The 289-nt window shown below is 33.9% G+C and carries 1 pseudogene; it reads right to left on the bottom strand.

Annotated elements, in window-relative coordinates:
• A pseudogene (locus FC55_RS09990) lies at positions 1-289 on the bottom strand (hypothetical protein); the annotation flags it as partial.

Raw genomic sequence — 289 nt, 5'->3', positions numbered from 1 at the left:
TGGAAACCTGTTTGCATTGCTCCAGTTGCTTCATCAAATAAATACCAATGATTATATACATATTTTTGACCATGTTGCATCTGCCCATTCGATGCATAATATACTACCTTGTTTTGACCATATGGTGCTAAATTTTGGAAACCTGTTTGCATTGCTCCGGTTACTTTATCAAATAAATATGAGTTGTTTCCTACAGTTTGTTGACCAAATTGCATTTGACCTTCCTTATTATAGTATACCGTCTTATTTTGATTTACTATTTTTTGGAAACCTGTTTGCATTGCTCCAG

Source organism: Ligilactobacillus salivarius DSM 20555 = ATCC 11741 (assembly GCF_001435955.1).
Classification (GTDB): Bacteria; Bacillota; Bacilli; order Lactobacillales; family Lactobacillaceae; genus Ligilactobacillus; species Ligilactobacillus salivarius.
This window is presented reverse-complemented; position numbering and strand designations above follow the sequence as displayed.